Source organism: Kitasatospora sp. NPDC004531 (genome assembly GCF_053602195.1).
This window is the reverse complement of sequence record NZ_JBSGDD010000007.1, coordinates 113,702-139,584: the sequence shown is the minus strand read 5'-3', so window position 1 is coordinate 139,584 and position 25,883 is coordinate 113,702. Positions and strand designations below refer to the sequence as shown.

Genomic DNA, 25,883 nt, shown 5'->3' with positions numbered 1-25,883 from the left:
CGAAGGTGGTGACCACGACCACCTGCAGCGGGTCCGGGACACCCGGCCCGGCCAGGGCGCGGGTGACGTCGATGCCGTCCAGGCCGGGCATCCGGTCAACTGGCCGTCACTCGCTAGAGTCACCCCGTGACTGCTCAAGGACAACTCGCCCTCGTACTCGTCGACCTCCAGACCCGGATCGTCGATCTGGACCTCAGGCCCCGCACCGGCCGGGACGTGGTGACGACCGCCCGCACCCTCGCCGAGGCCTTCCGCGCCGCCGGCGCCCCCGTCGTCGTGGTGCAGGTGCACCGCCCCGGCGTCGACGAACAGCCCCCGGGCAGCGAACTGGTCGACGGCGTGCTGGCCGAGGGCGACCTGCTGTTCACCAAGCGGGCCATCGGCGCCTTCCACAGCGGCGAGTTCGACGCCCTGCTGCGCGAGCGCGGCATCGACACCCTGGTGATGGCGGGCCTGGCCACCAACCTCGGCGTCGAGTCCACCGCCCGCGCCGCCGTCGACCACGGCTACACGGTGCACTTCGTCGAGGACGCGATGTCCGCCCTGTCGGCCGACGAGCACGACCACGCCTTCCGCCACACCTTCCCCCGCTTCGGCTCCGTCACCACCGCCGCCGAGGCCGCCGAGCTGGCCCGCAAGGCCTGACACGCCGACGGCGGCGGGCGCGGACCGCTCCGCACCCGCCGCCGCCCGCTCCGTAACGGCACCGACCGTGACGAGGCGTCAGGTCGAAGGGACCGCCCCCGAGACCCGAAGGCCCCGGAAGCGGTCCCCTTTCACCTTTCATCGAACGGACGGCGAAGCCGCGGGCACTACCCGGTGAACCGGTCCGCCTCCGCCCTGCGCCGCGCCCGGTGCAGCAGCACACCGCCCAGCGTCAGCAGCCCGCCGCCGGCCAGACCGGCCACCGCGAGCACCTCCGGCGAGCCCGTGTCCGGCAGCCGCCCCGACCCGCCCTTGCCGTGCGGCGGCTCGGACGGACCACCCTGGTGGGGCGGCTTCCCGCAGCCGTCCTTCTCCGGGCACTGCGACACCGCGACGCACAGCTCGACCGGCCCGCTCTCCACCAGCTCCCCCTGCAGGTCAGCGGGCCCTCCGCCGCGCTCACCGTGGTCACCGCGGGGGCGATCGCCCAGTTCGGCTGGCAGCTCGCCTGCCTGGTGACGGTCGCCGCCGGTCTGCTGCAACTGCTGCTCGGCTCGCTGCGGGTGGCCCGCGCAGCGCTCGCGGTCTCGCCGGCCGTGGTGCACGGCCTGCTGGCCGGCGTCGGCCTCACCATCGCGGTCGCCCAACTGCACGTCATCCTCGGCGGCTCGCCGGGGAGTTCGGCCCTGGCCGACCTGCGCTCACTGCCCGCCGAGCTGGCCGGCCCGCACCTGCCCGCGCTGGTGGTCGGGCTGCTCGCGCTCGCCGTGCTCTACGGCTGGCCGAAGCTCGGCCGCCTCCCCGGCCCGGCGGGCCGGCTCGGGTCCCGGCTGGCCCGGCTGCCCGCCGCGCTGGTCGCGGTGGCCGCCGCCACCGCCCTCTCGCTGGCCGCCGGCCTGCGCCTGGCCCGGGTCGAACTCCCGGTCTGGGAGCACCACCAGTTCTTCTCCCCACCCTCGCCGGGCGTGCTGGCCGACCACTGGCCGGCCCTGCTCGGCCTGGTGCTCACGGTCGCCGCGGTGGCCGGCGTCGAGTCCCTGCTGTCCTCCGTCGCCATCGACCGGATGACCCGCCGCTCCGGCGACCTGGACCGCGAGTTGCGCGCCCAGGGCGTCTCCAACCTGCTCTCCGGGCTGCTCGGCGGCCTGCCGGTGGCCGGCGGCGCGGTGCGCTCCACCGCCAATGTGCAGGCCGGCGCGGCCACCCGGATGTCGGCGGTGCTGCACGGCTGCTGGGTGCTGGTGGCGGCGCTGGCGCTGACGGCCGGGCTGCGCCGGATCCCGCTGGCCGCCCTCGCCGCGCTGGTGCTGGTGGTCGGCGTGCAGATGGTGAGCTTCGCGCACATCCGCCGGGTGCACCGGCACCGCGAGTTCCCGGTCTACCTGGCCACCGTGCTCGGCGTGCTGCTGCTCGGCGTCCCGCTCGGGGTGGTCCTCGGCGGCTCGTTCGCCGTCCTGCTCGCGCTCTACCGGCTGACGCGGGCCCACGTGGAGGTGACGGTCGAGCCGGACGGCTCCCGCACCGTCCGCACCCACGGCCCGCTGACGTTCGTGGCCGTGCCCAAGTTGAGCCGGGCGTTCGCCCGGATTCCGGCCGGCGCCCGGGTGACGGTCCGGCACGACGGCTCCTTCCTGGACCACGCCGCGTTCGAGGCGCTGCACGCCTGGCGCACCGACCATCAGGCCACCGGCGCCCAGGTCTCGATGCTGACGGATCGCCAGGCGCAGGAGGTGCTCGACCCCGACGGCACCGTCCTGGTCGACGACGCCCCCGGGCCGCACCGCTGCAGCGCCTGGACGCCCTGGGTCGGCCACCACTGCATCGAACGGAGCGAGGACGACGATCCGCACGTCCGCCTGCTGCTCGGCCTGCGCGGCTTCCAGCAGCACACCGCCCCGCTGGTCCGCCAGGAGCTGGCCCGGCTGGCGCGTGACGGGCAGGCCCCCTCGCAGCTCTTCCTCACCTGCGCGGACTCCCGGATGGTCACCAGCATGATCACCAGCTCCGGCCCGGGCGACCTCTTCACCGTCCGCAACGTCGGCAACCTGGTGCCCGCCCCGTACGAGCCGGGCGCGGCGGACGATTCGGTGGCCGCGGCGGTCCAGTACGCGGTGGAGGTGCTGGAGGTCGCCTCGATCACGGTCTGCGGGCATTCCGGCTGCGGCGCGATGAAGGCCCTGCTGGACGGGGTGACGGAGCAGGCCGGGCCGCCCACGGCGCTGGCCCGGTGGCTGCGCAACGGGCGCGGCTCGCTGGCCCGACTGCGGCGCGCCCCGGCCGAGTTCGAGGGCCGCGCGGCGGCGGACGTGGTCGAGCAGCTGTGCATCACCAATGTGGTGCAGCAGTTGGAGCAGCTGATGGCCAATCCGGCCGTCGAGCGCCGGGTGGCGGCCGGGTCGCTGCGCCTGGTCGGCATGTACTTCGACCTCGCCACCGCCCAGGCCTATGTGATGGACGGTCGGTCCGGCCGCTTCGCCCCGGTGCACCCGGAGGCCGAGCACGAACCGGATCCGGGGGCGGAAGCCGAGCTGGCCGCGTAGCGGCGTCCACTTCGCCGACCGCCGACTGCCGGTCGTGAAGAAGGATCAGGGGCGCGTGGAGTATTCTCCAGCGCCCCTGCTTGTGCGTCAGCCGCCGGTCCGGCGGTGGAGCAGGTTGGCCAGGTCCGCCGGGGTGACGTACCCGGGCCAGCGGTGGTCGTCGAACAGGTGCACACCGGCGTCCTGGTAGCACTGGTCGACGAGTTGCGAGCAGATCATGTGCTTGGTGGAGGCGACGTACTTCCGCAGCAGCGGGCCTGCCGGGAGTCGCAGGCGGGCGGCGCCGAGGGCGAGGTAGTCGGCGAAGGAGTAGGGGGTGCCCAGGTAGGAGTGGGCGGCGGTGGTGATGGCGGTGCGCTGGTCGTCGGTGAGCGGTATGCGGCCGGTGGACCAGAGCACGGGGCGTCCGTCGTAGTTGCCGAGCGGGTTGAGTGCGGCGCCGCCGGGTTGGGCCTCGACCACGAGGCCGTCGTCGACGAGGACGAAGGCGTGTTCGTAGTCGGAGAACCCGTCGCCGTTGAGGAATTGGCCGATCCGGATCAGGCGACCGGTGCGGCCGTCCATGCGGACGACCGCGAAGTCGCCGGGCCGGGGTGAGGTGTCGGTCATGCGGAACCCCCGTCACTGTCGCGTACGGTGATGGGTTGCGTACCGTCAGTGGAGTACCGGGGGCGGGGGTCGTCAAGGTGCTGGGCGGGATTGATCGGACCCGGGGGCGGGAAGGCGTCGGGAGGACCGGGCGAGCGGCATCGGAGGCGTCCACCAGGGGCGCGGCCTGCTGCCGATCAAAGGTCTACACCAATTTTCCGGAGCCTCTTGTCAACACGGCTCTTGGCCTGGTGAGCTGTGCGCTGGGACACACGGGACCATCCCTCCGCACGGGGTTCCCGGTATTTGAGACTCGATGAGGAGTGCGCGTTGAGCAACGAGAGCCTGGCCAACCTGCTCAAGGAGGAGCGGCGCTTCGCCCCGCCCGCGGAGCTCGCCGCCTCCGCCAACGTCACCGCCGACGCCTATGCCCAGGCCTCCGAGGACCGGCTGGCCTTCTGGGCCGAGCAGGCCCGCCGGCTGAGCTGGGCGGTCGAGCCCACCGAGACCCTGGACTGGTCGAACCCGCCGTTCGCCAAGTGGTTCGCGGACGGCAAGCTCAACGTGGCGTACAACTGCGTCGACCGGCACGTCGAGGCCGGCAACGGCGACCGGGTCGCGATCCACTTCGAGGGCGAGCCGGGCGACAGCCGGGCCATCACCTACGCGCAGCTGAAGGACGAGGTCTCCCGGGCCGCGAACGCCCTGCTGGAGCTGGGCGTGGCCAAGGGCGACCGGGTGGCCGTCTACCTGCCGATGATCCCCGAGGCGGTGGTCTCGATGCTCGCCTGCGCCCGCATCGGCGCCGCCCACTCGGTGGTCTTCGGCGGCTTCTCGGCCGACGCGGTGGCCTCCCGCATCCAGGACGCGGACGCCAAGGTGGTCATCACCGCCGACGGCGGCTACCGCCGCGGCAAGCCGTCCGCGCTGAAGCCGGCCATCGACGAGGCGCTGACCAAGGTCGACGGCGTGGAGAAGGTCCTGGTCGTGCGCCGCACCGGCGAGGAGGTGTCCTGGACCGAGGGCCGCGACGTCTGGTGGCACGAGCTGGTCGACGGCCAGTCCGCCGAGCACACCCCCGAGGCGCACGACGCCGAGCAGCCGCTGTTCATCCTGTACACCTCGGGCACCACCGGTAAGCCCAAGGGCATCCTGCACACCTCGGGCGGCTACCTGACCCAGGCCTCCTACACCCACCACGCGGTGTTCGACCTGAAGCCGGAGACCGACGTCTACTGGTGCACCGCCGACATCGGCTGGGTCACCGGCCACTCGTACATCGTCTACGGCCCGCTCGCCAACGGCGCCACCCAGGTGATCTACGAGGGCACCCCGGACACCCCGCACCAGGGCCGGTTCTGGGAGATCGTGCAGAAGTACGGCGTCACCATCCTCTACACGGCGCCCACCGCGATCCGCACCTTCATGAAGTGGGGCGACGACATCCCGGCCCGCTACGACCTGTCGAGCCTGCGGGTGCTGGGCTCGGTCGGCGAGCCGATCAACCCGGAGGCGTGGGTCTGGTACCGGGAGCACATCGGCGCGGGCAAGACCCCGATCGTCGACACCTGGTGGCAGACCGAGACCGGCGCGATGATGATCAGCCCGCTGCCGGGCGTCACCGAGACCAAGCCGGGCTCGGCCCAGCGCGCCCTGCCGGGCATCGCCGCCACCGTGGTGGACGACGAGGCCCGCGAGGTGCCCAACGGCTCCGGCGGCTACCTGGTGCTGACCGAGCCGTGGCCGTCCATGCTGCGCACCATCTGGGGCGACGACCAGCGCTACATCGACACCTACTGGTCGCGCTTCGAGGGCCGCTACTTCGCCGGCGACGGTGCGAAGAAGGACGAGGACGGCGACATCTGGCTGCTCGGCCGGGTGGACGACGTGATGCTGGTGTCCGGCCACAACATCTCGACCACCGAGGTCGAGTCGGCGCTGGTCGGCCACCCGGCGGTCGCCGAGTCCGCGGTGGTCGGCGCGACCGACGCCACCACCGGCCAGGCGATCGTGGCGTTCGTGATCCTGCGCGGCTCGGCCACCGACAGCACCGACCTGATCGCGGAGCTGCGCGACCACGTCGGCAGGACGCTCGGCCCGATCGCCAAGCCGAAGCAGATCAAGGTGGTCTCCGAGCTGCCGAAGACCCGCTCCGGCAAGATCATGCGCCGCCTGCTGCGCGACATCGCCGAGGGCCGCGAGGTGGGCGACACCACCACGCTGGCCGACTCCACCGTGATGAACCTGATCCAGTCCCAGCTGCCGGCCGGCAACTCCGAGGGCTGATCTCCACTCAGACAACGGGCCGGGCCCGCTCCGTGAGACACCGGAGCGGGCCCGGCCCGTTGCCGTTCCCTACGGGACGAATGATCATAAAAAGCGACAGAACGATTTACCTCCCGCCGCACCCCGTAGGATGTCAAGGAACCATCAAGGTTCTGAGGCGCGCCGGGAAGTCTGGTCGGCACTGCACCACCCGTGTGTCCGCATGCCGCCCGCCTCAGGAGGTCTCCCCGTGGCCAGCCCGTCCAACGAGCGCCGCCAGTTCCTCGGTCTGCTCTCGCTGCCCGAACGCCGCTTCCTCGCCGACGCCCTGCGCACCGAGACGGTCGGCGGGGTGCTGCTGCTGGGCGCCGCGGTGGTCGCGCTGCTCTGGGCGAACCTCTGGCCGCACGCCTACGAGTCGGTCCGCGAGCTGACCTTCGGCCCGTCCGCGCCGCTGCACCTGGACCTGCCGCTGGAGGCCTGGGCACAGGACGGACTGCTGACGATCTTCTTCTTCGTCGCGGGCATCGAGCTGAAACGCGAGTTCGTGGCCGGGGAGCTGCGCACGCCGAGTGCGGCGGTGCTGCCGGTGGTGGCGGCGGTGTGCGGGGTGGCGCTCCCGGCGGTGCTGTTCACCGTCGTGAACGTGGTCGGCGACGGGCACCCGGCGGGCTGGGCGATCCCGACCGCCACCGACATCGCGTTCGCGCTGGGTGTGCTGGCCGTGGTGGGCAGCCATCTGCCGTCCGCGCTGCGGGCGTTCCTGCTCACCCTGGCGGTGGTGGACGACCTGATCGCTATCCTGATCATCGCGGTCTTCTACTCGTCCGGGATCACCTTCTGGGCGCTGGGCGGGGCGCTGGCCGGGCTGGTGCTGTTCTGGTTCCTGCACCGGCGCGGGCTGGGCCGGTGGTGGCTGCTGGTGCCGCTGGGCGTGGTGATCTGGGCGCTGATGCACGAGAGCGGCGTGCACGCGACGGTGGCGGGCGTGGCGATGGGCCTGATCCTGCGCTGCCACCGCGAGGAGGGCGAGGAGCAGTCCCCCGGCGAGCGGGTCGAGCACCTGGTGCGTCCGGTGTCGGCGGGGTTCGCGGTGCCGATGTTCGCGCTGTTCGCGGCGGGGGTGCCGGTGTCCGGGAAGGTACTGGGCGAGGTGTTCACCGAGGCCGCGCCGCTGGGCATCGTGATCGGCCTGCTGGTCGGCAAGTCGGTGGGCATCTTCGGCGGCACCTGGCTGGCGGCCCGCTACACCCGGGCCACCCTGAATCCGCAGCTGACCTGGTCCGACATGTTCGCGCTGGCCACCCTGGCGGGCATCGGCTTCACGGTGTCGCTGCTGATCAGCGACCTGGCGTTCGTGGACGACCCGCACCTGGCCGAGCTGTGCAAGGAGGCCGTGCTGGTCGGGTCGCTGACCTGCGCGGTGATCGGCACCCTGCTGCTCAAGCGCCGCAACCGGTACTACCGACAGCTGTGCGAGGAGGAGGAGCGCGACTCGGACGGCGACGGCATCCCCGATGTGTACCAACAGCGGCGGTGACACGCCGCCCGCCGGGGACCCCGGAGTGGTGCCCGACTCGCCAGTAGGGGCATGATGCTGAGCTGACAGCCGTGCGTGACGCACCCTCACCACGCCCCACCGCCGCGCACGCCGAACCCAGCCCGCGAAATGGAGACCGCCGATGGCCGCAGGAGCCACCAACCAGAACGGCGCCGGCCGCGTCCCGCACGAGGGCGAGCGCACCGTCGGCGAGCTGTTCGCCGCCGCGTCCGCCGAGCTGTCCAGCCTGGTGCACGACGAGATCGCGCTGGCCAAGGCCGAGATCAAGGCGGACGTGGTGAAGGGCGGCATCGGCACCGCGGCGGGCGTGGTGGCCGGTGTGGTGGCGCTGGCGTCGATCCCGATGTTCTCCTTCGCCTTCGCCTGGGGCCTGCAGGCGCTGGGCATCACCACCGGCTGGTCGTTCGCCATCGTCGGCGGCGCGTACGTGCTGATCGCGCTGCTGCTGGCGTTCCTGATGATCCGTTCCTTCAAGAAGGTCCGGAAGCCGGAGCGCACCATCGCCGGCGCGCAGGCCACCGCGCAGGTGCTGAAGAACGCCAAGCCGCGGCCGGCCACCCAGGAGGAGATCGACCGGGCGCTGGGCCGGATCCAGTAGTCGGCGGCCGGTAACGGTTTGCGCCCGGGTGTGAGTGCCGGGCAGGTACGGAGGACGCGGGTATGACAGGCTGCGGGTATGTCGTTGGACCAGAAGCCCGTGGATGAGCCGTCCCCCGTTCCCGTCCGGCCGGCTGCCGGGGAGCCGTGGAGCGTCCGCTCGGCCGGGCCGTGGACGCACCGCGATCTGGCCGCGAACGGCGCGCGTTTCCACATCGCCGAGCTCGGCGAAGGTCCGCTGGTGCTGCTGGTGCACGGCTGGCCCGAGTACTGGTGGGCGTGGCGGCACCAGCTGACGGCGCTCGCCGAGGCGGGCTTCCGGGCGGTGGCGCTGGACCTGCGCGGCATGGGCGGGTCGGACCGCACCCCGCGCGGCTACGATCCCGGCAACCTGGCCCTGGACGTCACCGGCGTGATCCGTTCGCTGGGCGAGCGCCAGGCGCACCTGGTGGGGCACGCCACCGGCGGCACGCTGGCCTGGGTGGCCGCGGTGATGCGGCCCTCGGTGATCCGCAGTCTGACGGTGGTTTCGGCCGCGCACCCGCGGCACCTGCGGCGGGCGCTGCTCACCGACCGGCGGCAGATCGCCGCGTTCGAGCACGTGCTGGGATTCCAGCGGCCGTGGATCCCGGAGCGCCGGCTGGTCGCGGACGACGGGGCGCTGGTCGGGGACTACCTGCGGGAGTGGACCGGGCCGAACATGCTGTCCGCGGAGGCCGTGACGGCCTACCGCAAGGCGATCCAGGTGCCGAGCACCGCGCACTGCTCGATCGAGCCGTACCGCTGGCTGATGCGGTCGATGGCCCGGCCGGACGGCATCCAGTTCGCGCGCCGGATGAAGAAGCAGATCACCGCGCCGGTGCTGCACGTGCAGGGCGCCTCCGATCCGGTGCTGCTGTCGCGCACCGCGCTGGGGGCGGGCGAGTTCGTCTCCGCGCCGTACCGGTGGCGGTTGCTTCCGGGGGTGGGGCACTTCCCGCACGAGGAGGTGCCGGAGGAGTTCACGGCGGAGCTGATCGGGTGGGTCCGGCAGCACAAGGACGGCTGACGCCCCGGGGTCAACGGCGGTGCGCTGCACAGGACTTGACGGCGTTCATATGACAAGCGCATAAGCCAGCCGCATGGTGCGAGGGCGGTTACTCCGGGCGGCCCCAGGGAATCCCTCCGGTATGACCTGGATGCCCGATCGAGAAGCCCAGCCGCGCCGACGCCGCCGTGGCAGCAGCAGCTCGCAACAGCACGCCCCGCAGCCGGAGTGGCCCTACCAGCCCACCGAGCGGGCGGGCTACCGGCTCGGCATTCCGAAGATCATCGGGCGACGGGCGCGATGGGTGGGGGCGAGGCTCCGGCGGGAGAGCTGAAGGAACGCACGGCCAGGGGCAGCTGGGGACACCCCCACCCCTGGCCGTGCGCCTCCTCAGCCGAGGACGTCGGGCGAGATCGCCGTGGACCACAGGAGCAGGCCGAAGGTGGCCACGGACATCACCGGGACCAGGACCTTGGTCTCGATGTCGTTGCCGGTGCGCTTGATCAGGACGATCTCGTAGCGTTCCTTGTGCGGCCACAGCAGTGGGGAGCCCTGCTTGGTGAGGCAGTCGCCGAGCAGGTGGGCCAGGGTGCCGAGGGCGACGGCGTAGGGCAGCCAGCCGGGGGCGTTGGGGAGCCAGGTGAGCATGCCGAAGGTGCCGAGCGCGGCCAGGCCGACCACGATGATCCAGGGGGCGTGGCCGTGGCCCGGCGGGTGCAGGCGCAGCGCCTTGATCGCCATGGCGAGCAGGAAGAACGTCAGGCCGATGGTGAACCAACGGCCCACGAAGGTGATGCCGGCCCAGCTGCCGCCGCCCATCAGGGCCACGAACAGCAGCGAGTGGGTGGCGTGGCGGTGGCCGCCGGAGATCCAGGCGACGAAGCGGCAGAGGAGCTTGGAGATCGGGCCGAGGAAGTTGGCTATCGTCCCGTCGTGGTGGTCGAGGTCCGGCAGCAGGGCCGCGCCGGCGCACAGCACGGTGCCCATCAGGACGTCGGCCGGCGTCAGGTGCATCCCCAGCAGCGGTGGGACGAACGGCGCGGTGGCCGCGAACAGCAGGGCGCCGCTGACCGCGTGCGAGTGACCCATCATGACGTGCGTCGAACCTCCCGTCGGGCTCCGCCGGGCGGCCCGGCTGGGCCGTTCGGACGAGCTCGGCCGACGCTACCAGGGCGCGCCGACGGGTCGTCAGGGGTCGTGCGGCGGGCGGCGGCTCAGAGCGCGCAGCCCTCGGTGTCGACCCTGCCGGCCGCGGTGGCGCCCTGGAGGACGTCGTCCTTCACCTCGGCGGCGGTCAGCACGTAGCCGGTGTCGGCGCTGTCCAGGGACTTGGCGAACACCACGCCGTAGACCTGGCCGTCGGGGGTGAGCAGCGGGCCGCCGCTGTTGCCCTGGCGGACCAGCGAGCGGACCGAGTAGACGTCGCGGACCACCTGGCCGCGGTGGTAGATGTCGGGGCCGTTGGCCTGGATGCGGCCGCGGATGCGGGCCGGCTGGACGTTGAAGGAGCCGTTCTCGGGGAAGCCCGCGACGATCGCCGAGTCGTTGGTCCGCGCGTCGCCGGCGAAGGTCAGCGGCGGGGCGTTCAGCCGGGGGACGTCCAGCACGGCGATGTCGCGCTGCCAGTCGTAGCGGACCACGGTGGCGTCGTAGAGCTGGCCGATGCCGCCGATCTGCACGGTCGGCTCGTCGACGCCGCCGACCACGTGCGCGTTGGTCATCACGCGGTGCGGGGCGAACACGAAGCCGGAGCCCTCCAGGGTCTTGCCGCAGGACGGGGCGGTGCCCAGCACCTTCACCAGGGAGCCCTTGGCCTTCTGCACGCCCGCGCTGCCGGCCAGTGCCGGGTCGGGGGGCTCGACCTCGGTGATCGGTTCCTGGTCGAACGGGTTGAACACCTGCGGGAAGCCGTTGCGGGCGAGTTCCTTGCTGAAGTCGGAGAACCAGTTCGGGGCGTCGGCCGGCAGCGCCGACTGCACCGAGCCGAGCACCTTGGAGGTGCGGACCTGCTTGGAGACCGTGGGCAGCGAGGTGCCCGCCAGCGCCGAGCCGATCAGCCAGGCCACCAGCAGCATGGACAGCACGTTCACCAGCGAGCCGCCGATCGCGTCCAGGACCTTGACCTTGCCGCGGCCGATCCGTCCGCGCAGCTTCCAGCCGAAGTGGGTGGTGACGGCCTGGCCGACGGCGGCGAGCACGATCACCACCACGACCGCGACCACCGAGGCGGTGGTGCCCGGGGAGAGGTGGCGCAGCACCAGCGGCAGCAGTTGGACGGCGATCAGGCCGCCGCCGAGGAAGCCGAGCACCGACAGCACGCCGACCACGAAGCCCTGCCGATAGCCGGAGACGGCGAAGCCCAGTGCGGCGGCGATCAGCAGCAGATCCAGGACGTTCACCCGGATACCCTCCCACGAGCCACCGGGCGGGGGACAACGGCCGCCCGGTGTCGCCCGATCGGGTCAGCCCGGCGGGCACCCCGCCCGGAATGGTTGGGACTGTCTGACCATCCGGACAGCGGACCGGGAATCAGGGAGTCGTGCGATGGAACAGCCCAGGTGGGACGTGCCGGTCGTGGACCGGACCGAATTCCGGCCCGCCCTCGACCTCCCGCCGTCCGCCCGCCAGAACCGGTTCACCGTGCTGCTGCGCCTGCTGCTGCTGATCCCGCAGTTCGTCGTGCTGTGGCTGCTGTCGATCGTGGCGTTCGTGGTCGCGGTGATCGGCTGGTTCGGCGCGCTGTTCACCGGGCGGCTCCCCCGGTTCGCCGCGGACTGGCTCGCCGGGTACGTGGCGTACGACACCAGGGTCTACGCCTCGATGCTGCTGGTGGTCGACCGCTACCCGCCGTTCCGCTTCGAGGCACCCGACCACCCGGTGCGGATCGAGCTGCGGCCCGGCGAGCGGCTGAACCGGCTGGCGGTGTTCTTCCGGCTGCTGCTGGTCGTCCCCGCCGCGATCGTCCAGGGGCTGCTGCAGGCCGGCTGGTGGACGGTGTCGGTCGTCCACTGGCTGGTCGTGCTGGTGATGGGACGGATGCCGCAGGCGCTGTTCGAGGCCACCGCCGCCGTGCTGCGCTACCGGATGCGGTTCCAGGCGTACCTGCTGATGCTCACCTCCACCTACCCGAAGGACGTGTTCGGCGACCCGCCGAACTCCGAGCCGCAGCGCTCCGCGACCCGGCCGCTGGTGCTGACCGGGGCCGCGAAGACGCTGCTGGTGATCTACCTGGTGCTGGGGCTGCTGTCCTCGGCGGCGGGCTCGGCGAGCGACCAGTGGCACTCGGAGGACGACAACGTCTACACCGGGGACGTGGTCTCCACGCTCGCCCCGCTGCGGGTCGGGGCCTGAGGGCTCAGGAGCGGGGGCGCAGCGCCAGGGCGGCGGCCTCCTCGGAGAGTTCGACCGTGCGCCCGCCGTCCCAGGGCCGCTCCAGGCCGCTGAAGTGCAGCACCCGGTCGATCACCCCCGCCGTGAAGCCCCACACCAGCCGCCCGGCCACCTGGAACGCCGGGCCGGTGAAGCCGGACGGGTGGCGCAGCCGGGCCCGGTTCGCCGGGTCGGTGAGCTCGCTGAGCGGCACCCGGAACACCGCGCCGGTCTCCGCCGGGTCCACCACGGCGACCGGCGATTCGCGCCGCCACCAGCCGAGCACCGGCGTCACCACGAAGCCGCTGACCGGGATGTACAGCGCGGGCAGCCGGGCGAACAGCTGAACGCCGGACGGGTCGAGACCGGTCTCCTCGGTGGCCTCGCGCAGGGCCGCCGCCAGCGGGCCGGAGCCGGCCGGGTCGCCGTCCTCCGGGTCCAGCGCGCCGCCGGGGAAGGACGGCTGGCCGGCGTGCGAGCGCAGGCTGCGGGCCCGTTCGATCATCAGCAGGTCGGGGCCGGACGGGCCCTCGCCGAACAGCATCAGCACGGCGGAGGGGCGGCCGCCCTCGGCGGGCGGCAGGAAGCGGCTGAGCTGTTCCGGCACGGCCCGCTCGGCGGCGTCGCGCACCGGCAGCAGCCAGTCGGGCAGGCCGTCCCTGAGCACCGCGGGTGTCGTCATGCCTGGGCCTCCACGTCCTTCTGGGCCGCGCGCACCGCGGCGGGGGCGGTGTCGGGCAGGGGGTGTCCGGCGGCGACCTCGGCGCGGGCGGCGGCTTCGCCCGGGAAGTCGGCCGGGGGGCGCAGGCGCTGGCCGGGCTGGCCGGCGAGCTCGTACTTGAGCAGCTTGCGGGCCCGCTCGGGGTCGGTCTCGCCGGTGCCGTAGGACGGGCAGAGCGGGGCGATCGGGCAGGCGCCGCAGGCGGGTTTGCGGGCGTGGCAGACCCGGCGGCCGTGGAAGACCACCCGGTGGGAGAGCATCGTCCACTCGGACTTCGGGAAGATCGCGCAGACCTCGGCCTCGACCTGCTCCGGGTCCTCGGAGGTGGTCCAGCCGAAGCGGCGGGCGAGGCGTCCGAAGTGGGTGTCGACAGTGACTCCCGCACCGCCGAACGCATTGCCGATTACGACATTGGCGGTCTTCCGGCCGACGCCGGGGAGGGTGACCAGGTCCTCCAGTTTGCGCGGCACCTCGCCGTCGTAGCGGTCGCGCAGCGCGATCGACAGGCCGATCAGCGACTTCGCCTTGGCCCGGAAGAAGCCGGTGGGCCGGACGATCTCCTCCAGCTCCTCGGGGACGGCCGCCGCGAGGTCCTCCGGCGTCGGGTACTTCGCGAACAGCGCCGGGGTGGTCTGATTGACCCTCAGGTCGGTGGTCTGCGCCGACAGGACGGTGGCCACCAGCAGCTGGAACGGCCCGTCGAAGTCCAACTCGGGGTGCGCGTAGGGGTACAGCTGCGCCAGTTCACGGTTGATCCTCCGGGCCCGGCGCACCATCCCCAGGTGCGTCTCGGGCTTCTTCCGCCCGGTCTTCGTGACCTTGCTCTCTGCCATGCACGAAGGCTACGCCGATCCGTCCGGCCGACGGTCCCGTTCGGATCGGCGCGGACGGCGAAGCGCCCGGCACTCCACGGGGAGCGCCGGGCGGTCGGTGGGGGTCGGCGGGTCAGGCGGCGGCCTCCACGGACTCGGCGGCGGGGGCCGGGGTGCGGAGGGTGAGCAGCGAGGCCAGGGCGCCGAGCAGGGCCAGGGCGGCGGCCCCGACGAAGGCGGCGGAGAAGCCGTTGGTGAGGGCGACCGGGTCGCCCAGCTCACGGGCGCCGTTGGCGGCGGCGACGGCGGTCATCGCGGCCAGGCCGAGGGCCGAGCCCACCTGGTACGAGGTGTTGACGATGCCGGAGGCGAGGCCGCCCTCGGCGGGGTTCGGGACGGCGAGCGCGGTGCCCAGCGACGGGATGAAGGCGAGCGCCATGCCGATCGCGGCGAGCAGCGAGGCCGGCAGGACGTCGACCGCGAAGCTGCCGTTCGGGCGGGCCAGCGACAGCCAGTACATGCCGGCGGCGAGCGCGGCCAGGCCGGTGACGATCAGCGGCTTCGGGCCGAAGCGGGCGATCAGGCGGGGTGCCAGGACGATCATCATCACCATGATCGCGGCGGTCATCGGCAGCAGCGCCGCACCGGAGGCGAAGGCCTTCAGGCCGAGCACCTGCTGCAGGTACAGGTTGAGGAAGAACCACATCGGGATCCAGGCCGCCGCCATCAGCAGCTGCGCCAGGTTGGCGCCGGCCAGGTTGGGGCTGCGCCAGATGCCCAGGCGCATCAGCGGCTCGCTGCGGCGGGACTGGATGCCGACGAACGCGGCGATCAGCAGCAGGCCGGCGGCCAGCACCAGCCAGGTCTGCGCGGAGCCCCAGCCGATCTCGGGGGCACGGACGATGGCGAACACGGTGACCGCGAGGCCGGCGGTGACGGTGATCGCGCCCAGCCAGTCGATCGAACCGCGACGGGCGGCGGCGGCGGGCATCACGGACGGGCTCATCGCGAGCACCAGCAGCGCGACCGGCAGGTTGATCCAGAACACCCACTCCCAGCTGGCGTACTGGGTGATCAGACCGCCGAGGAACACGCCGGCGGTGCCGCCGGCCGGGGCGGCCGCGCCGTACAGGGCGAACGCCTTGGGCAGTTCGGTGGGACGGCCGCCGAACAGGGTCATCAGCAGGGTCAGCGCGGCGGGGGCGATCAATGCCGAGCCGGCGCCTTGAGCGGCGCGGCCGACCAGTTCGACCCAGGCGGTGCCGGCCAGGCCGGCCACCAGCGAACCGGCGGCGAGGACCGTCCAGCCGGCGGCGAAGACGCGCTTCGCGCCGAGCAGGTCGGAGAGGCGGCCGCCGAGCAGCAGCAGGCCGCCGAAGGCGATCACGTAGGCGTTGAACACCCAGGACAGGTTCTCCTGCGAGAACCCGAGCTCGGTCTGCATCTTCGGCAGGGCCACGCCGATGATCGAGGTGTCCATGATGACCATGAACTGGGCGAGGGCGATTAAGGCGAGCGCCGTCCAGCGGCGTGGTGCGGGGGGTGCGGTGAGGTCGGACATGGCGGGGGCTCCTTTGGGGCGATACCCGTACCCGGAAGGGGTATGGGCGGGGTGCGGGTGTGCGCGGGTCTCTTGGGTGGGGAGGTCGATCAGTGCTGGTGGGCGGGCTCGGCGGCGCTCGGGGTGGTGCTCGGGGTCGGGGTGCCGGTTTCGGCGGGGGCGTCGGTCGGGCCGGAGGTGAGGGTGAAGGCGGCGGTGTGGACGGTGCCGGCGTGCTGGAAGTCGAGGAACAGGCGGTACTCGCCGGTGCTGGGTGCGGTGGCCGTGAAGTCGACCTCCGGGCCGGGCTTGGTGACGCCGTCGCCCGGCTCGCCGTTCGGGTGGACGTGCAGGTAGCCGAGGTCGCCGGCGCGCAGCACCACCAGGTGGCCGTAGGCGGCGAGGTACGGGTCGAGGTCGTCGACCGGGCGGCCGTCCTTCGAAACCGTGAAGGCCAGGCGGCCCGAACGGCCGGCCGTCAGATCGCCGGTGAGGGTCACGGTGTAGCCGTCGACGGTCACCGAGCGGCCGGTCTGCGGGAGGGCGGCGGGCTGGTAGTCGCCGGTGGCGAGGAGGTCCGCGCCGAGGGTCAGGCCCTCGGTCTCGCCGGCCGGGGTGAAGTCGGCGAACACCCGGTAGTCGCCGGCCCGCGCGATGTCGGTCGGGACGGTCCAGGTACCGTCGGCCGCGCGGACCGGGTGCACGTGCTGGAACGATCCCAGGTCGCGGCTGGCGACGATCAGGTGCAGTTCCTTCTCGTGCGCCGTCTTGTACGCGGTGAGCGGCTTACCGTCCGGCGCGAGGACGCGGAAGCTCAGTTGGGTGGGGCCGGTGGCCGGGACGATCGTGCGGTCGAGGCTCAGGGTGTAGCCGCGGTCGGAGACCTGGAGGCCGCCGACGGAGTGGTCCGGCTGGGCGCTGTTGTTGTTGGCGGTGGCGGTGGCGGTGGCGGTGGCGCCGTGCGAGGCGTGGGACGAGGTGTGGGGCGCGGCCGGGGACGGGGTGCCGCCGACGGCGTGGCCGACTCCGAAGGCGGCGCCGAACGCGACGGCGAGGCCGGAGGCGAAGACGGCGACTTTGAGTGCGGTGTTCATTGGCGGACTCCCTTGCGGGTTGGCGGCGCACCTTGCGACACCACGGAGTAGATACCCCCCAGGGGTATGTGTCAAGCGTGCTGGGAGCGGGAGTTGGGCGCGGTTGGAGGGGCGGGCGCGGGGAAACGCGAGGTCAGGGGCGGCGAGGGGTGGGCGGAAAATTTTCCGGACCGGAGGGCGGCCCTCCGGGCGGGGGCGGGAGGCGGGGGCTCGGGGCCGGCTTTTAGCTGGTGCGCGGCCCTTTGCGCGGGGGCGCGGCCGCGTGCAGGTCATTGGGGCGGCGCGATGTTGAGGGCCTTCGCCTTCCGCCGCGCGCAGTTCCCCGCGCCCCCGGTTTCGCGCCCGCCTGCACTTTTGAGGGTGCGACCGCCTGCGCGGGGGCGCGGCCACGTGCAGGTCATTGAGGGCGGCGCGATGTTGAGGGCCTTCGCCTTCCGCCTCGCGCAGTTCCCCGCGCCCCTGACTTCGCGCCCACTCGGGTTTCGCGCCCGGCGCCCGGTCGCTGGGGTCCTGGTGGCTCACCTCGGGGTTTGCGGGTGGGGTGGATTTTTGTTCGGGGATGCTTGCGGTGGATACCCCCCGGGGGTATAAATGTTGTCAGCGGGAGGGATACCCCCCTCCCGGTATCGCGAACTTCAACGGAGGATCCCATGTCCTGCTGCTCCAGCGACGGCACCTGCTCCACCACCGCCACCATCGAGGCGCCGGCCGCCGTGACCACGGTGTTCGCGGTGGCGGGGATGACGTGCGGGCACTGCGAGAAGACCGTCGGCAAGGCGATCGGGGCGCTGGAGGGCGTCCAGGCCGTGCGGGTGGATGTGCAGACCGGGCTGGTCACCGTTGGTTCGGTGGCCGAGCTCGACGACGAGACGGTGCGGGCCGCCGTTGACGAGGCCGGCTACGAGCTGACCGGCCGCGCCTGAGAAGTGAAGGAGCCCGGCCTCGGAGGCCGGGTCGGTCGAGACCCACGAGGAGCCCCTGATGACCACCCAGGCAGCACCCGCCTCCACCGAGGTGGAACTCCGCATCGGCGGCATGACCTGTGCCTCTTGCGCCGCGCGGATCGAGAAGAAGCTCAACCGCATGGACGGCGTGCAGGCCAGCGTCAACTACGCCACCGAGAAGGCCAAGGTGGTCATCGACGGGCCCGTGGACGTCTCCGACCTGATCGCGACGGTCGAGGCCACCGGCTACACCGCCGCGCTGCCGGAGCCGCCGGCCCAGGAGCAGGGCGGGCCGGTCGAGGAGAAGGCCGACGAGCTGGCGCCGCTGCGGCAGCGGCTGATCACCTCGCTGGCGCTGGCCGTGCCGGTGATCGCGATGGCGATGGTGCCGGCGCTGCAGTTCGACAACTGGCAGTGGCTGTCGCTGACGCTGGCCGCGCCGGTGGTGACGTACGCGGCGTGGCCGTTCCACCGGGCCGCGTGGACCAACGCGAAGCACGGTGCGGCGACCATGGACACCCTGGTCTCGCTGGGCACCGGCGCCGCGTTCCTGTGGTCGCTGTGGGCGCTGTTCTTCGGCGACGCGGGCATGCCGGGCATGCGGCACGGCTTCGAGTTCACCATCGCCCGTTCCGACGGCGCGTCGAACATCTACCTGGAGGCGGCGGCCGGCGTCACCGCGTTCATCCTGGCGGGCCGGTACTTCGAGGCCCGGTCGAAGCGGACGGCGGGTGCGGCGCTGAAGGCGCTGCTGGAGCTGGGTGCGAAGGACGTGACGGTCCTGCGGGACGGCCGCGAGGTGCGGCTGCCGATCGCCCAACTGGCCGTCGGGGACCGGTTCGTGGTCCGTCCCGGCGAGAAGATCGCCACTGACGGCACGGTGGTCGAGGGCAGCTCCGCGGTGGACGCGTCGATGCTGACCGGCGAGTCGGTGCCGGTGGAGGTCGGCCCGGGCGACGCGGTGACCGGCGCGACCGTGAACGCCGGCGGCCGGCTGGTGATCGAGGCCACCCGCATCGGCGCGGACACCCAGCTGGCGCGGATGGCGAAGCTGGTCGAGGACGCGCAGAACGGCAAGGCCGCCGCGCAGCGGCTGGCGGACCGGATCTCCGGCGTGTTCGTGCCGGTCGTGATCACCCTGGCGCTGGCCACCCTGGGCTACTGGCTGGGCACCGGCGAGGGCTGGACCGCCGCGTTCACCGCCGCCGTCGCGGTGCTGATCATCGCCTGCCCCTGCGCCCTGGGCCTGGCCACGCCGACCGCGCTGCTGGTCGGCACCGGTCGCGGCGCCCAGCTGGGCATCCTGATCAAGGGCCCCGAGGTGCTGGAGAACACCCGCAAGGTCGACACCATCGTGCTGGACAAGACCGGCACCGTCACCACCGGCCGGATGACCCTGGTCGGCGTGCACACCGTCGAGGGCACCAGCGAGGACGAGGCGCTGCGGCTGGCCGGCGCGCTGGAGCACGCCTCCGAGCACCCGATCGCCCAGGCCGTGGCGACCGCCGCGCAGGAGCGGTTCGGCGAGCTGGAGCCGGTCGATGGTTTCGAGAACGTCCCCGGCCTGGGGGTGCAGGGCGTGGTCGACGGCCACGCGGTGGTCGCCGGACGCGAGGCGCTGCTCGCCGACTGGTCGCAGCACCTGCCGGACGAACTGCTGGTCGCCAAGGCCGAGGCCGAGCGGGCCGGCCGGACCGCGATCGCGGTGGGCTGGGACGGCGCGGCGCGGGCCGTGCTGGAGGTCGCCGACGCGGTGAAGCCGACCAGCAAGGAGGCGATCGCCGAGCTGCGGGCGCTGGGCCTGCGCCCGGTGCTGCTGACCGGTGACAACCGGCTGGTGGCGGAGTCGGTGGCGGCCGAGGTGGGCATCCCCGCCGAGGACGTGATCGCCGAGGTGCTGCCGGAGGACAAGGTCGCCACCGTGCAGCGGCTGCAGGCCGAGGGCCGGACGGTGGCGATGGTCGGCGACGGCGTCAACGACGCGGCGGCGCTCGCCCAGGCCGACCTGGGCCTGGCGATCGGCACCGGTACCGACGCGGCCATCGAGGCCGCCGACCTGACCCTGGTGCGCGGCGACCTGCGCTCGGCGGCGGACGCGATCCGGCTGTCCCGGCGGACCCTGGCCACCATCAAGGGCAACCTGTTCTGGGCCTTCGCCTACAACGTGGCCGCCCTGCCGCTGGCCGCGACCGGCCTGCTCAACCCGATGATCGCCGGTGGCGCGATGGCGTTCTCCTCGGTCTTCGTGGTCGGCAACAGCCTGCGGCTGCGGACCTTCAAGGCCCGCTGAGCATCGAGAAGAAGTCCGGTCCGGGGAGGTCTCCCGGGCCGGACTTCGGCGTCTGCGGGGACCGATCAGTTTCCGAGAAGCCGTGGCGGCGGCCGCGTTCCTACGATGAAGGACGTCACCAGGGAACAGGAACGGGAGAGTCGGTCATGGCGGAGAAGCACGAGGGTTTCACGGCGGACGAGCGCGCGGCGATGAAGGAGCGCGCCAAGGAGCTGAAGGCGGAGTCCAAGCGGGCGTCGGCCGCCGCGAAGGCCGCCGAGGCGGAGCGGGACCTGCTGGAGAAGATCGCCGAGATGCCGGACCAGGACCGGGTGCTGGCGGAGCGCTTCCACCGGATCGTCACCGAGGTCGCGCCGGAGCTGGCCCCGAAGACCTGGTACGGGATGCCCGCGTACAACAACAAGGACGGCAAGCCGGTGTGCTTCTTCCAGAGCGCCGCCAAGTTCAAGTCCCGGTACGCGACCATCGGGTTCAGCGACCACGCCCGGCTCGACGACGGCGACATGTGGCCGGTGTACTACGCGGTCGCCGACCTGGGCGAGGCCGAGGCGGCGCGCATCACCGAGCTGGTGAAGCGCGCCGCCGGCTGAAGCGGGCCCGCGCTCAGGAGTAGGCGCGCAGGGTGAGCAGGGCGGCCAGGGTGACGCCCGGGCGGGCCTCGTGCTCGGTGGACTCCGACCAGCGGGCCCAGTTGATCGGCCAGCCGCCGTCGGGGAGTTGGGCGGAGACCAGGTGCACCAGGCCGCGTTCGACCTCGGTGTCGGAGAACCAGGCGCGGGCCAGGCTGTCCGGGCGGGGCGCGAAGTCGTGCGGCAGGTGGTACTCGCGGGGCGCGTACCCGGGGGCGAGCCGCACCTGCTCCGGGTGGGCCGGGTCCAGCAGCACCAGGCGCTGCTCGCGGACCAGCTCGCCGAGGCGGGCGGCCTGTTCGGTCGCCCAGGCGCGGTCCGGCGAGGCGTCCAGGACGCCGACGGCGGCGAACACCTCGTACGGGTGGGTGCTGCCGATCGCCTCGACGGCGCGGCGGCAGAACTCCTCCGCGCCCTTCACCCAGTCGTGCCGGACGCCGTGGCGCAGCAGCGGGGCGACGATCTGGCCGGTGGGGAGCAGTTCGGCCGGCGGGTCGTCGACGACCGGCACGAACGGCGGGTGCGGGTAGCGGCGCAGGCTGGGCAGGACGGCCGGAACGCCGCCGTCCGGGGTGGTCAAGGCGCTTGCCCAGTCGCAGAGTTGCTGTCCGCGCGGGCCGTTCAGCGCGTCGGCCTCGGCGAGGACGCGGGCGGCGGCGCCGGCGCCCAGCGGTTGCGCGGCGGGGCCGCGGACGTCGGGTTCCAGGCCGTACGCCCAGCCGCCGTCGGGGGTGCGGTAGGCGTCCAGGGCGGCGAGGACGCCCGCCGGGTCGGGGGCGTCGAAGAGGTGGGTGAAGCGCCGTTGCTCCAGGACCCGGCCCGAGGTCCACAGGTAGTCGGCGGCGCGCTCGATCGTGCTGTCGTCGATCCATGCCATGACCCGACCGTAGGCGGCTGCGGCGGGTCGCGTCCGGTGTTCGTGGAGTGGCGCGAAAAGAGTTTCGCGGGGAGCGATGAGTTCCGCCGGGGCGGGTCGTCCATACCTGTGACGGCAACGACGAAGTGATTGCGGAGGAGCTCGGGATGAGCGTCAAGGGACCGGCCAGCTACTTCCCCTCGATCGAGCAGAAGTACGGGCGCCCGATCGCCGACTGGCAGGAACTGATCCGCAGCTCGCCGCTGGCCAAGCACATGGAGCTGGTCGCCTGGCTGAAGAGCGAGCACGGGCTGGGCCACGGCCACGCCAACGCGCTGGTCGCCCACACGCTCGCCGCCGCCACCCGCTGAACACCCCTCAAGGAGCAGAGAAGATGACCGAGTTCGTGACCTCCGCCGACGGCACCCGGATCGCCTACCGGGCGGTGGGCGAGGGCCCCGCCGTGGTGCTGGTGGACGGGGCGATCTGCCACCGCGCGTTCGGCCCGTCCGCCGGGATCGCCGACCGACTGGCCGACGGACACCGGGTGTTCAGCTACGACCGGCGCGGCCGCGGGGAGAGCGGCTCGGGCGAGGGGTACGCGGCGGAGCGGGAGATCGAGGACCTGGCGGCGCTGGTCGCGGCGGCGGGCGGCTCGGCGACACTGGTCGGCCTGTCCTCCGGCGGCGCGCTCGCCCTGCGGGCGGCCGGTGCGGGCATCGGCGTGGAGCGGGTCGCGGTGTACGAGCCGCCGTTCAGCACCACCGAGGAGCAGCGGGCCCGTTTCAAGGAGTACCGGGACGGCGTGGCGCGGGACGTCGCGGCCGGCGACCGGGGTGCGGCGGTGGTCCGCTTCATGGCCTTCGTCGGGATGCCCGAGCCGATGATCGACGGGATGCGGCAGTCGCCCGTCTGGCCGGTCTTCGAGTCGGTCGCGCCGACGCTGGCCAACGACACGGAGGTGCTGGACGGTGCGGCGGGCGCGCCGGTGCCGGTCGAGCGGCTGGCCGGGCTGACCGTGCCGGTGCTGGTGCTGGACGGCGGCGAGAGCCCGGAGCCGCTGCGGGACGCGGCCCGGGCGACGGCCGCCGCCGCGCACGCCGAGTACCGCACCCTGGACGGCCAGACCCACGAGGTGGCGCCGGAGGTGCTGGCTCCGGTGCTCGCGGAGTTCGTCGCCAAGGGCTGACGGGGCGGCGACAAAGCCGCTGCACCGCCATCGGGCCCCTGCTACCGTCGGGACACTTCACCTGGCTGTCCCGAGGAGCAGACCCCGATGCATGATGCCCGCGCCCTGATCGACCTGGGGGACGAAGCCGTTCGACGGCTCGCACGTCGCGGCTACGAGCTGGACCTGTCCGCGCTGCAGTCCCTGCAGTCCCGGCGCAACGCGGGCATCCAGAGCGGCGACGAGCTGCGGGCGCGGTCGAAGCAGGTCGCGCAGGAGGTGCAGCGGACGGCGAAGGCCGGCGGGGACGTCTCCGAGCTGAAGGAGACCGCCCGTTCGCTGAAGGAGCAGATCCAGCAGAACGAGGCCGAACTGGAGTCGGTGCAGCAGGAGTTGACCGACCTGCTGCTGACTGTCCCGAACCTGCCGGCCGACGAGGCGCCGGACGGCTTCTCGGACGCGGACGCCACCGAGGTGCGCCGGGTCGGCGAGCCGCGGTCGTTCGACTTCACCCCGAAGGACCACGTCGACCTGGGCGAGGCCATGGGCATCATGGACTTCGGCCGGGCCACCAAGCTGTCGGGTTCGCGGTTCAGCGTGCTGCGCGGCGCCGGCGCGGCGCTGGAGCGGGCGATCGCCGCGCTGCTGCTGGAGCTGCACACGCGCCGGCACGGCTACGTCGAGCACGCGGTGCCGTACCTGGTGAACCGGCGCACCATGACCGGCACCGGGCAGCTGCCGAAGTTCGAGGAGGACCTGTTCCGGACGGGCGTCGCCGACCGGGACCTGTTCCTGATCCCGACCGCCGAGGTACCGCTGACCAACCTGTACGCGGACGAGATCGTCCCGCCGGCGGAGCTGCCGCTGGCGCTCACCGCGCACACGCCGTGCTTCCGTTCGGAGGCCGGCTCCTACGGGCGGGACACCCGCGGGCTGATCCGGCTGCACCAGTTCTCGAAGGTGGAGATGGTGCGGATCTGCGCCCCCGAGCAGTCGCGGGAGCAGATGCTGCTGATGGTGTCGCACGCCGAGGCCTGCCTGCAGGAGCTGGAACTCTCCTACCGGGTGGTCACGTTGGCGGCCGGCGACACCGGTTTCTCCTCGCAGCTGACGTACGACCTGGAGGTGTGGCTGCCCAGCCAGGACACCTACCGGGAGATCTCCTCGGTGTCGGACTTCGGCACCTTCCAGGGCCGCCGGGCGGGCATCCGCACCCGGGACGAGAACGGGAAGCCGACGCCGGCCGCCACCGTGAACGGTTCGGGCCTGCCGCTGGGCCGCACCATCGCGGCGGTGCTGGAGCAGCACCAGCAGGCGGACGGTTCGGTGCTGCTGCCGAAGGCGCTGCACCGGTACCTCGGCTTCACCCGGATCGCGGCCGACGGGACGCCGGTCGAGGAGTAGAACCGACGTCCGCCGAAGGCGAGTCGACGGCGCGCGGCCCGAGCAGGGCGCGCGCCGTCGGCGTGTTCAGGCGCCGGTGGGCAGGGTCGCCGCGACCTGCCAGCCGGTGCCGTGCGGGCCGGCGGTGAGTTCGCCGCCGAGGTCGGCGACCCGGGTGCGCAGGGCGGTCAGGCCGGTGCCGCCGCCGGGGCGGGCGCGGGGGTGGGCGGGGCCGCTGTCGGTGACGGTGACGGTCAGGCCGGTGTCGGGGCGGTGGGCGAGGGCGACGGTGATGCCGTCGGCGGCGGGGGCGTGGCGGCGGATGTTGGTGAGGGCTTCCAGTGCGACCCGGTAGGCGGCGTCCTCGACGGCGGCGGGCAGCTCGGGCAGGTCGGCGGCGCCGTGCAGGGCGGGGCGGTCGGGGAAGTGGTCGAGCAGGGCGGGGAGTTCGGCCAGGGTGTGGCGGCGCGGGGCGGCGCCGTCGGGGGCGCGCAGGGCGTCCAGGGTGTGGTCCATGGAGGCGAGGGCGCGCTGCCCGGCGGCTTCGAGGCGGGCCAGCAGTCGGGCGTTCTCGTCCTCGTCGTAGCCGGAGAGCTGGGCGGCCTGCACCTCCAGCAGGATGCCGGTGAGCTCGTGGGCGACGTAGTCGTGCAGGTCGCGGGCGACGGCGAGGCGCTGCTCGTGGCGGGCGTCGCGGACGGCGCGGGCCCGGCGGTCGTCCTGGTCGCGCAGGTAGAGGGCAGCGCCGAGGGAGGCGCCGACGGGGACGACGGCGAGCACCAGGCCGGCCACCGAGGCGTCCAGCGGCACGGGTTGGCGCAGTGCGAAGCGCAGCGGCAGGGCGAGCGCGGCGGCGGTGGTGAGCGCGCCGGCGCCCCAGGCGGCGCGGGCCGGCAGCCGCCGTACCGTGCGCACCACCAGGACCAGCAGGGTGGCGAACTCGACGGGCATCCAGACCAGGGCGAGGCCGTGGTCGCCGAGGTAGCCGGCGTCCACGGCGAGGGAGAGCAGCGCGGCGGCGACGGGGGCGAGGACGGGCGGCAGGCGCAGCGCGGTGAGGGCGAGGACGAGGGCGGCGGTGACGGCGGGGAGCCAGCCCGAGCCGGAGGCGAGCGCGGCGGGCAGCAGCAGAGCTGCGGCCGCGACGGCGGTCAGGGTGCGGCGGGCGGCGGTCATCCGGGCAGGTCGGTGAGGTAGCCGAGTTCGAAGGCGCGCATGGCGACGCCGACCCGGTTGCGGACGCCGAGTTTGCGCTGGATGTGCGCGACGTGGGTCTTCACGGTGCCGGGCGAGATGAACAGCGCGGCGGCGATGTCGGCGTTGGTGCGGCCGGCGGCCACCTCGCGGGTGATCTCCTGTTCGCGGGCGGTGAGCGGTTCGAGGAGCGGCGCGGCCTCGGGGCGGCGGCCGGTGACGTGCTGGAGCAGGCGGACGGTGACGGAGGGGCTGATCAGGCTGTCGCCGGCCTGCGCGGCGCGGACGGCCTCGATCAGCAGGGCCGGTCCGGAGCGTTTGAGCAGGAAGCCGGAGGCGCCGCCGCGCAGCGCCGGGTACACGTACTCGTCGAGGTCGAAGGTGGTCACCACGACGACCTTGACCTGCGGGTCGGCGCCGGGTCCGCAGAGTTGCCGGACGACTTCCAGGCCGTCCATCCGGGGCATCCGGACGTCGACCAGGGCGACGTCGGGCCGCAGGGTGCGGGCGGCTTCGACGGTGGCGACGCCGTCGGCGGCCTCTCCGACCACCTGGAGGTCGGGTTGGGTTTCGAGGATGCGGCGCAGGCCGCGTCGCACCATCTCCTGGTCGTCGGCGAGCAGTACCCGGATGGTCACCCGGCGGATTCTGTCACAGTGC

24 protein-coding genes and 1 pseudogene are annotated in these 25,883 nt (G+C 73.1%); 13 read left to right on the top strand and 12 right to left on the bottom strand.

Translation table 11 applies throughout. The features are described from left to right. Positions 1-94, bottom strand: a pseudogene (locus tag ACWEMJ_RS05905) (DNA-binding response regulator); the annotation flags it as partial. A 32-nt stretch (positions 95-126) separates the two neighbouring features. On the opposite strand from ACWEMJ_RS05905, the gene ACWEMJ_RS05900 reads away from it, so the two are divergent. After that, positions 127-645 (top strand): isochorismatase family protein, encoded by a 519-nt coding sequence (locus ACWEMJ_RS05900; protein WP_452135718.1) that lies wholly within the window; start codon positions 127-129, stop codon positions 643-645. A gap of 167 nt (positions 646-812) precedes the next feature. Here the strand turns inward: ACWEMJ_RS05900 and ACWEMJ_RS05895 are convergent, their stop codons facing one another. Further along, positions 813-1,067: an LPXTG cell wall anchor domain-containing protein gene (locus tag ACWEMJ_RS05895; protein WP_452135717.1), complete on the bottom strand. Its 255-nt coding sequence runs from the start codon at positions 1,065-1,067 to the stop codon at positions 813-815. Between the two features lie 42 nt (positions 1,068-1,109). Between ACWEMJ_RS05895 and ACWEMJ_RS05890 the strand changes: the two genes are divergently transcribed. Beyond that, positions 1,110-3,185: a solute carrier family 23 protein gene (locus ACWEMJ_RS05890; protein WP_452135716.1), complete on the top strand. Its 2,076-nt coding sequence runs from the start codon at positions 1,110-1,112 to the stop codon at positions 3,183-3,185. Between the two features lie 87 nt (positions 3,186-3,272). Here the strand turns inward: ACWEMJ_RS05890 and ACWEMJ_RS05885 are convergent, their stop codons facing one another. Beyond that, positions 3,273-3,794: a hypothetical protein gene (locus tag ACWEMJ_RS05885; protein ID WP_452135715.1), complete on the bottom strand. Its 522-nt coding sequence runs from the start codon at positions 3,792-3,794 to the stop codon at positions 3,273-3,275. Between the two features lie 309 nt (positions 3,795-4,103). Between ACWEMJ_RS05885 and acs the strand changes: the two genes are divergently transcribed. From acs to ACWEMJ_RS05865, 4 genes are all read left to right on the top strand, one after another. Beyond that, positions 4,104-6,059, top strand: coding sequence for an acetate--CoA ligase (acs, locus tag ACWEMJ_RS05880; protein ID WP_452135714.1), 1,956 nt, complete (start codon positions 4,104-4,106; stop codon positions 6,057-6,059). A 229-nt stretch (positions 6,060-6,288) separates the two neighbouring features. Further along, positions 6,289-7,578 carry a Na+/H+ antiporter NhaA gene (gene nhaA, locus ACWEMJ_RS05875; RefSeq protein WP_452135713.1) on the top strand — a complete coding sequence of 430 codons (1,290 nt, stop codon included), beginning with the start codon at positions 6,289-6,291 and terminating at the stop codon, positions 7,576-7,578. A 142-nt stretch (positions 7,579-7,720) separates the two neighbouring features. Beyond that, positions 7,721-8,197, top strand: a complete 477-nt coding sequence (locus ACWEMJ_RS05870; protein ID WP_452135712.1) for a phage holin family protein — start codon at positions 7,721-7,723, stop codon at positions 8,195-8,197. 78 nt (positions 8,198-8,275) lie between these two features. After that, positions 8,276-9,244 (top strand): alpha/beta fold hydrolase, encoded by a 969-nt coding sequence (locus ACWEMJ_RS05865; protein ID WP_452135711.1) that lies wholly within the window; start codon positions 8,276-8,278, stop codon positions 9,242-9,244. Between the two features lie 369 nt (positions 9,245-9,613). Here the strand turns inward: ACWEMJ_RS05865 and ACWEMJ_RS05860 are convergent, their stop codons facing one another. Together ACWEMJ_RS05860 and ACWEMJ_RS05855 are read right to left on the bottom strand one after the other, a co-directional pair. Next, a complete protein-coding gene (locus tag ACWEMJ_RS05860) occupies positions 9,614-10,315 on the bottom strand; it encodes a metal-dependent hydrolase (RefSeq protein WP_452135710.1) in 702 nt (233 codons plus the stop codon). A 122-nt stretch (positions 10,316-10,437) separates the two neighbouring features. Continuing rightward, the gene (locus ACWEMJ_RS05855) at positions 10,438-11,622 is read right to left on the bottom strand and encodes a MarP family serine protease (protein WP_452135709.1); all 1,185 of its coding nucleotides are present in this window, start codon (positions 11,620-11,622) and stop codon (positions 10,438-10,440) included. A 145-nt stretch (positions 11,623-11,767) separates the two neighbouring features. Here ACWEMJ_RS05855 and ACWEMJ_RS05850 point away from each other — a divergent pair, with 145 nt between their 5' ends. Continuing rightward, positions 11,768-12,574, top strand: a complete 807-nt coding sequence (locus tag ACWEMJ_RS05850) for a DUF4389 domain-containing protein (protein WP_452135708.1) — start codon at positions 11,768-11,770, stop codon at positions 12,572-12,574. A 4-nt stretch (positions 12,575-12,578) separates the two neighbouring features. Here the strand turns inward: ACWEMJ_RS05850 and ACWEMJ_RS05845 are convergent, their stop codons facing one another. The 4 genes from ACWEMJ_RS05845 to ACWEMJ_RS05830 form a co-directional block, all read right to left on the bottom strand. Beyond that, positions 12,579-13,274, bottom strand: coding sequence for an NUDIX hydrolase (locus ACWEMJ_RS05845; protein WP_452135707.1), 696 nt, complete (start codon positions 13,272-13,274; stop codon positions 12,579-12,581). Then, positions 13,271-14,146: an endonuclease III gene (gene nth, locus ACWEMJ_RS05840; RefSeq protein ID WP_452135706.1), complete on the bottom strand. Its 876-nt coding sequence runs from the start codon at positions 14,144-14,146 to the stop codon at positions 13,271-13,273. The genes ACWEMJ_RS05845 and nth overlap by 4 nt, the downstream gene beginning before the upstream one ends. 112 nt (positions 14,147-14,258) lie before the next feature. After that, positions 14,259-15,686: an MFS transporter gene (locus ACWEMJ_RS05835; protein WP_452135705.1), complete on the bottom strand. Its 1,428-nt coding sequence runs from the start codon at positions 15,684-15,686 to the stop codon at positions 14,259-14,261. Positions 15,687-15,775: 89 nt separating this feature from the next. Continuing rightward, positions 15,776-16,759, bottom strand: a complete 984-nt coding sequence (locus ACWEMJ_RS05830; protein WP_452135704.1) for a hypothetical protein — start codon at positions 16,757-16,759, stop codon at positions 15,776-15,778. A gap of 650 nt (positions 16,760-17,409) precedes the next feature. Between ACWEMJ_RS05830 and ACWEMJ_RS05825 the strand changes: the two genes are divergently transcribed. From ACWEMJ_RS05825 to ACWEMJ_RS05815, 3 genes are all read left to right on the top strand, one after another. Beyond that, positions 17,410-17,682, top strand: a complete 273-nt coding sequence (locus tag ACWEMJ_RS05825; protein WP_452135703.1) for a heavy-metal-associated domain-containing protein — start codon at positions 17,410-17,412, stop codon at positions 17,680-17,682. Positions 17,683-17,740: 58 nt separating this feature from the next. Further along, the gene (locus tag ACWEMJ_RS05820) at positions 17,741-19,993 is read left to right on the top strand and encodes a heavy metal translocating P-type ATPase (RefSeq protein WP_452135702.1); all 2,253 of its coding nucleotides are present in this window, start codon (positions 17,741-17,743) and stop codon (positions 19,991-19,993) included. Between the two features lie 146 nt (positions 19,994-20,139). Further along, positions 20,140-20,583, top strand: coding sequence for an iron chaperone (locus tag ACWEMJ_RS05815; RefSeq protein WP_452135701.1), 444 nt, complete (start codon positions 20,140-20,142; stop codon positions 20,581-20,583). A gap of 13 nt (positions 20,584-20,596) precedes the next feature. On the opposite strand, the gene ACWEMJ_RS05810 is transcribed toward ACWEMJ_RS05815, so the two are convergent. Beyond that, positions 20,597-21,499, bottom strand: coding sequence for a hypothetical protein (locus ACWEMJ_RS05810; RefSeq protein ID WP_452135700.1), 903 nt, complete (start codon positions 21,497-21,499; stop codon positions 20,597-20,599). 146 nt (positions 21,500-21,645) lie between these two features. Here ACWEMJ_RS05810 and ACWEMJ_RS05805 point away from each other — a divergent pair, with 146 nt between their 5' ends. From ACWEMJ_RS05805 to serS, 3 genes are all read left to right on the top strand, one after another. Then, on the top strand, positions 21,646-21,849 hold the full coding sequence (locus tag ACWEMJ_RS05805; RefSeq protein WP_452135699.1) for a DUF4287 domain-containing protein: 204 nt from the start codon (positions 21,646-21,648) through the stop codon (positions 21,847-21,849). Positions 21,850-21,872: 23 nt separating this feature from the next. Continuing rightward, the gene (locus ACWEMJ_RS05800) at positions 21,873-22,667 is read left to right on the top strand and encodes an alpha/beta fold hydrolase (RefSeq protein ID WP_452135698.1); all 795 of its coding nucleotides are present in this window, start codon (positions 21,873-21,875) and stop codon (positions 22,665-22,667) included. A gap of 87 nt (positions 22,668-22,754) precedes the next feature. Next, positions 22,755-24,050, top strand: a complete 1,296-nt coding sequence (gene serS, locus ACWEMJ_RS05795; protein ID WP_452135697.1) for a serine--tRNA ligase — start codon at positions 22,755-22,757, stop codon at positions 24,048-24,050. A gap of 66 nt (positions 24,051-24,116) precedes the next feature. Here serS and ACWEMJ_RS05790 read toward each other — a convergent pair whose 3' ends face one another. Beyond that, the gene (locus ACWEMJ_RS05790; protein ID WP_452135696.1) at positions 24,117-25,205 is read right to left on the bottom strand and encodes a sensor histidine kinase; all 1,089 of its coding nucleotides are present in this window, start codon (positions 25,203-25,205) and stop codon (positions 24,117-24,119) included. Then, a complete protein-coding gene (locus ACWEMJ_RS05785; protein WP_452135695.1) occupies positions 25,202-25,861 on the bottom strand; it encodes a response regulator in 660 nt (219 codons plus the stop codon). Before ACWEMJ_RS05785 ends, ACWEMJ_RS05790 begins: the two co-directional genes overlap by 4 nt. Positions 25,862-25,883: the final 22 nt, after the last annotated feature.

Bases quoted from the DNA above. Each gene is read 5' to 3' on its own strand.
- ACWEMJ_RS05885 (WP_452135715.1), bottom strand. From the start codon at position 3,794: ATGACCGACACCTCACCCCGGCCCGGCGACTTCGCGGTCGTCCGCATG.
- ACWEMJ_RS05870 (WP_452135712.1), top strand. From the start codon at position 7,721: ATGGCCGCAGGAGCCACCAACCAGAACGGCGCCGGCCGCGTCCCGCAC.
- ACWEMJ_RS05865 (WP_452135711.1), top strand. From the start codon at position 8,276: ATGTCGTTGGACCAGAAGCCCGTGGATGAGCCGTCCCCCGTTCCCGTC.
- ACWEMJ_RS05860 (WP_452135710.1), bottom strand. From the start codon at position 10,315: ATGATGGGTCACTCGCACGCGGTCAGCGGCGCCCTGCTGTTCGCGGCC.
- ACWEMJ_RS05850 (WP_452135708.1), top strand. From the start codon at position 11,768: ATGGAACAGCCCAGGTGGGACGTGCCGGTCGTGGACCGGACCGAATTC.
- ACWEMJ_RS05845 (WP_452135707.1), bottom strand. From the start codon at position 13,274: ATGACGACACCCGCGGTGCTCAGGGACGGCCTGCCCGACTGGCTGCTG.
- nth (WP_452135706.1), bottom strand. From the start codon at position 14,146: ATGGCAGAGAGCAAGGTCACGAAGACCGGGCGGAAGAAGCCCGAGACG.
- ACWEMJ_RS05835 (WP_452135705.1), bottom strand. From the start codon at position 15,686: ATGTCCGACCTCACCGCACCCCCCGCACCACGCCGCTGGACGGCGCTC.
- ACWEMJ_RS05830 (WP_452135704.1), bottom strand. From the start codon at position 16,759: ATGAACACCGCACTCAAAGTCGCCGTCTTCGCCTCCGGCCTCGCCGTC.
- ACWEMJ_RS05825 (WP_452135703.1), top strand. From the start codon at position 17,410: ATGTCCTGCTGCTCCAGCGACGGCACCTGCTCCACCACCGCCACCATC.
- ACWEMJ_RS05820 (WP_452135702.1), top strand. From the start codon at position 17,741: ATGACCACCCAGGCAGCACCCGCCTCCACCGAGGTGGAACTCCGCATC.
- ACWEMJ_RS05815 (WP_452135701.1), top strand. From the start codon at position 20,140: ATGGCGGAGAAGCACGAGGGTTTCACGGCGGACGAGCGCGCGGCGATG.
- ACWEMJ_RS05810 (WP_452135700.1), bottom strand. From the start codon at position 21,499: ATGGCATGGATCGACGACAGCACGATCGAGCGCGCCGCCGACTACCTG.
- ACWEMJ_RS05805 (WP_452135699.1), top strand. From the start codon at position 21,646: ATGAGCGTCAAGGGACCGGCCAGCTACTTCCCCTCGATCGAGCAGAAG.
- ACWEMJ_RS05800 (WP_452135698.1), top strand. From the start codon at position 21,873: ATGACCGAGTTCGTGACCTCCGCCGACGGCACCCGGATCGCCTACCGG.
- serS (WP_452135697.1), top strand. From the start codon at position 22,755: ATGCATGATGCCCGCGCCCTGATCGACCTGGGGGACGAAGCCGTTCGA.
- ACWEMJ_RS05790 (WP_452135696.1), bottom strand. From the start codon at position 25,205: ATGACCGCCGCCCGCCGCACCCTGACCGCCGTCGCGGCCGCAGCTCTG.